The sequence below is a fragment of the Endozoicomonas sp. YOMI1 genome, assembly GCF_024606345.1.
Classification (GTDB): domain Bacteria; phylum Pseudomonadota; class Gammaproteobacteria; order Pseudomonadales; family Endozoicomonadaceae; genus Endozoicomonas.
In genome coordinates, this window is record NZ_JAHHPM010000377.1 from 1 (window position 1) to 4,701 (window position 4,701).

Genomic DNA, 4,701 nt, shown 5'->3' on the forward strand with positions numbered 1-4,701 from the left:
GGCAAATAGCCCCGCTATTCACCTCACAAAACGAAATTTTTATCCTCAATTTTCTTGTTTTATCAGGTGGTTTTCATAGCCTACTCGGCTGTTTTGTTAAAAGTCAAAATATCGATAATGATTACCAGGCAGGATGATAAAAGGAGAACGGTTTAATGCATCTCGCTACAGGTTTTTTTCTTCTGGTTTTTTCTGTGATGGTGAATGCAGAAGGCCTGCAGAGCCAGCTGACCCCCGGAGGTATTTTGGTTGGTCAGGCAGCACCGGGGAGTCGGATTGTTTACGACAACCAGGAAGTCAGAGTAGCGAAAGATGGGCGCTTTATTCTTGGTTTTGGTCGTGATGCAGAACTGAAGCAGTCCTATACAGAGCATTTTGCCAGTGGTGAACTGAAGACGTTTTATTTAACCCTTAAACCACGGGAATATGATATTCAGCGGTTGACCGGGATTGCCAGAAAATATGTATCACCAGATGAGCGGGTGCTATCCCGTATCCGTAGAGAAGCTGAGCAGGTGCGTGAAGCCAGAGTTCCTGATACGGATCAGGAGGATTTTTTTAACGGCTTTGGCTGGCCGGTAAAAGGTCGCATCAGTGGCGTTTACGGCAGCCAGCGGGTGTATAACGGTAAACCGGGGCGCCCGCACTATGGCCTGGATATCGCCGTACCCACAGGTACGCCTGTAGCGGCACCCGCTGATGGAGTTGTGCAATTGGTGGACTCAGACCTCTACTATTCCGGCGGCACCATCATTATTGATCATGGCCATGGCATTTTCTCCAGCTTTCTCCATCTCAGCAAAGTTTCCGTGAAAGGGGGAGCGGCTATCAAACGGGGGCAGATTATCGGTGAAGTGGGTGCCACTGGCCGGGTTACCGGTGCCCATCTTGACTGGCGCTATAACTGGTTTGATAAGCGGCTTGACCCTGCATTGTTAACCCTTGGGGATCAGTAAATTCAACAGACCCCGGGGTATGTTATGATCCCTGCCAGGGAGGACATAATCATGACATTCTTTGGTAAAGCCCCTGATAAACAGCAACTTCCATCTGAGGAAAAAGCCCTGCCTGGCAGGGAGGTCGTGATGCCGGTCCCAACCCGGCATTATGTCAATGGACAGCCATTGAGGCCGCCATTTCCGGATGGTTTGCAGACCATCTACCTGGGTCTTGGCTGTTTTTGGGGAGCAGAGCGATTGTTCTGGCAACTGTCCGGTGTTTATACAACGGCTGTTGGTTATGCAGGTGGTTACACACCCAATCCTACTTATGAAGAAGTCTGCACCGGAGCAACCGGGCATACAGAAATGGTGATGGTGATTTACGATCCTGAAAAGGTAACGACACAGGCTTTATTAAAATGTTTCTGGGAATCCCATGATCCAACCCAGGGAATGAGGCAGGGTAACGACGTGGGAACTCAGTATCGTTCAGCCATTTATACAACCACGGATGAACAGTCAGGATTGGCTGAAAGCTCAAGGAGTGAATTCTCAAAGTCTTTGCAACAGCAGGGATATCCAGACGTTACAACAGAAATCCGCGAGGCTCCACCGTTCTACTACGCAGAAGCATACCATCAGCAATATCTGGCCAGGAATCCCGGCGGTTACTGTGGTCTGAAAGGTACGGGTGTTTGTCTTGGCGCTTAGTACACGGTTTCAATGTAATTGATTGTTTACCGGACAAAAAAACGGGCAACCAAGAGAAAGATCAGGTTGCCCGGACGCAGTTTGCTGAATGGATTGAAACAGGAGCTTCATGAACAGGTAACCGTGTGTTACCCAATTCATGCTTAATAAGATAGACAGCCGCTGTTGATTCTTCTCTGCGTATTGCTACCTGTTTTTTTGCGATTTTTACGTAGGAGGCTGACCGAGAATAGATAGCATTCTCCCTTCTGGTGCAACTCCCGGTATAAGCCTCCTATATTTTATTTCTGATCAGATCCCGGATAAGGAAGCGGGAGGGGTGAATGGCTTCCAGCAGTTTTGCAGGCATTGATAGACCGAGAGTGCTATCGGGCACACCAGTGATCATGGTGGCCAGAATCTCACCGGCAACAGGGCAGGAGATTATCCCTCTGGAGCCATGTCCGGCGGTCACGTACAGCCCATCCAGATACTCTGGGCAGGCGTCAATGGTCAGCTTGCTGTTTTTTCTGAGGGGAGCATAAGCGGCAACGAAGTGCTTAAGGTCAACGATAGGACCCACCATGGGCAGATAATCGGGTGTTGTGCAGCGGAACCCTGTTCGCCCCCCGGTCACTTGTGCATCAGTTCCACCGAGTGCCTGATACATGGCAGGGAAATACCCGGCCTGCATGGCCAGGTTTTCCAGGTGGTCGGCTTCTCGAACTTCTGTGCCTTTATCGTTAAAACTGAATGTTGCTCCCAGGGTGTGATAGCCATCGACAGCAGGTGTTATATAGCCTTCTGCGCAGACACAGGAGGCCAGCTTCTCACTTTCGGTGGTTGCCTTTGCCTGAGTAATCTGGCCACGGATGGCTTTTAGAGGCAGGTAGTTCAACTGTGATAACTGAGGACTGGCCGCTCCCTGGGCAATGATAACGGTTTTACTGTGCAACTTGTCACCATTGGTTTTAATCAGCCAGCCCTGCTCAACGTGTTCGATATTGTTCACAACCGTGTTGGTCATCACCCGGATATTTGGATGATCGGCCAAAGCATGGCAGAGAGCGGGTGGGTGCACCCAGCCTGCCTGTGGAAAGTAGAGGCCCGGATAGCGGATGCCCAGCCCGGCGATATCACTCAGTTGTGCTTCTGTCAGGTATTGAAGTAGTGCATTCGGATGTTGGTTGTCCAGGGCCTGATATCGTTGATCCGTTTTGGCATCAATGGCTAACTGGATAACACCGCACTGCTGCCACTGTTCAACCTCCAGCTCAACCTCCAGCGCTTTTAGCGTATCCAGGGTGAATTGATAGCCTTTGAGGATGAACTGGCTGAGCGGCGTGTTGTCGGCAGAGAGTTTGGCATAGAGAACACCCTGCGGATTACCCGATGCTTCGCTGGCCAGGGCCTGATGTTGTTCCACAATGTTAACCTGCCATCCCCGACGAGCCAGCGACGAAGCCGTGCTGCAGCCCGCCAGACCACCGCCGACGACGATGGCTGTTTTTTCAGGATTTCTGTGATCAGCAGGCGCAAACCAGGGTTTGCTGACAGGTAAACCTGAGGAGGGGACAAAGCGACCGGCAATCATATCCCGCTTGCGGCCAAAGCCCGGTTGTTTGGTCACTGAGAAGCCTGCCTCCGCCATTCCATCCCGAACCAGTCTGGCCGCAGTGAAGGTGGCATAGGTTGATTGTTCATGGCTTTTGGCTTTTAGCGCCTGGAACAGTTTGGGTTGCCACATATCGGGGTTTTTGGCCGGGGCAAAACCATCAAGAAACCAGGCGTCAACCTTCTCGTTGATATGAGGCAATGTGTCCAGCACATCACCAATCAAAATATGAAGACTGACGTGTTTGCCTGATGCGCTGTGTGAAAATTGCAGGTCGATATTTCCCTCACTCAATTGATAGGCACTAATCATCCTGTTGGCCAGAGGTGTCAGTTCCTCAAACACACTGAGTGCTTTTTGCAGGTCATCCTGCTGCAGCGGATACTTCTCCGTACTGATAAAGACCAGAGAGCTGTTATCAGGGGCATTTTCCAGAAAGAGCTGCCAGGCACAGAGAAAATTCAGACCAGTGCCAAAGCCAGTTTCGCCAATAGTGAACGTTGTACCAGGAACCAGTTCACGAAACCGTCTGGGGAGATGATTATGTTCCAGGAAAACATGCCGGGTTTCGGCAATACCTGAGGCTCGGGAAAAGTAGACATCATTAAAGCGGGTGGAGATTGGCAGGCCATTCTCCCACTGGATGTCAGCAGTTAGAGTGTGACGCGGGTCTGGAAGGTTTGGCTGGCGATTAGACACGGCTTTCAGTTTCAATATTCAGTATCAGGCGGAAAAGCTGCAAGCATAGTCAGTGCCGACTATCTGGTAAAGAGTCATGAGCTACCGACTGATGGCTTTTGGCTCTTTTGAAAAAACTCGTTTAACCTTGAATGTACCGCTTGAAGGTGAGCACTGTGGTTTAACAGTAATTCACGGAGCTTATCTTTCACCGCCTTAGTGTCCTGCTGTCTGCCAGCCGATGATTCATGAAGGGGGCGACGTGCATCATTACATTTTTCACCCATTTCAGGGGCTTCGTGGCCTGGTGTATTGCTGTTCTGTCTGAAAACCTGATTTTGACAATAATTCATTAATTCCAAAAGACATCTCGCATTTCGATCCCGGAAGGGCTCTGTCCGGTCATTAAAGAAACGTGCTGGAAGAAATTTTTTATTGCCTGTTTCATTGGTAACTTCCTGCATGACTGTCTCCAGAGGATCCCTGAATATCCCTGTTTTACTGCGCGTTTGACCTAATGCCTCTACTAAACCGGACAGATCTAGAGTGTAGTAATGGCCAAAGGCATCAAGTTGGGGAATATATTTTTTCGAAATAGTAGCACCGGGAATATCTTCGTAAAGCAGTCCGGAAAACTTCAGGTTGCCAGTAACAGGGTACTGACAATCCATATCATCCTGTAAGCCAGATTGGTTGTTTTGCATAAATTTATTAATTTCCTTTTTAGCATCACCGCTCCTAAAAACTTGCTCAAACCTACTCAAAGTTATCTAAACC

Annotated in this window: 4 protein-coding genes; 2 read left to right on the plus strand and 2 right to left on the minus strand. The window is 49.5% G+C overall.

Translation table 11 applies throughout. The features are described from left to right. Positions 1–155: 155 nt before the first annotated feature. On the plus strand, positions 156–956 hold the full coding sequence (locus KDK15_RS13550; protein WP_257295920.1) for a M23 family metallopeptidase: 801 nt from the start codon (positions 156–158) through the stop codon (positions 954–956). 51 nt (positions 957–1,007) lie between these two features. Further along, positions 1,008–1,652: a peptide-methionine (S)-S-oxide reductase MsrA gene (msrA, locus tag KDK15_RS13555; RefSeq protein ID WP_257295921.1), complete on the plus strand. Its 645-nt coding sequence runs from the start codon at positions 1,008–1,010 to the stop codon at positions 1,650–1,652. A 274-nt stretch (positions 1,653–1,926) separates the two neighbouring features. Here the strand turns inward: msrA and mnmC are convergent, their stop codons facing one another. Both mnmC and KDK15_RS13565 read right to left on the minus strand, forming a co-directional pair. Then, positions 1,927–3,945 (minus strand): bifunctional tRNA (5-methylaminomethyl-2-thiouridine)(34)-methyltransferase MnmD/FAD-dependent 5-carboxymethylaminomethyl-2-thiouridine(34) oxidoreductase MnmC, encoded by a 2,019-nt coding sequence (mnmC, locus tag KDK15_RS13560; protein WP_257295922.1) that lies wholly within the window; start codon positions 3,943–3,945, stop codon positions 1,927–1,929. 74 nt (positions 3,946–4,019) lie between these two features. Continuing rightward, positions 4,020–4,628, minus strand: coding sequence for a hypothetical protein (locus KDK15_RS13565; protein WP_257295923.1), 609 nt, complete (start codon positions 4,626–4,628; stop codon positions 4,020–4,022). Between the last annotated feature and the right edge of the window lie 73 nt (positions 4,629–4,701).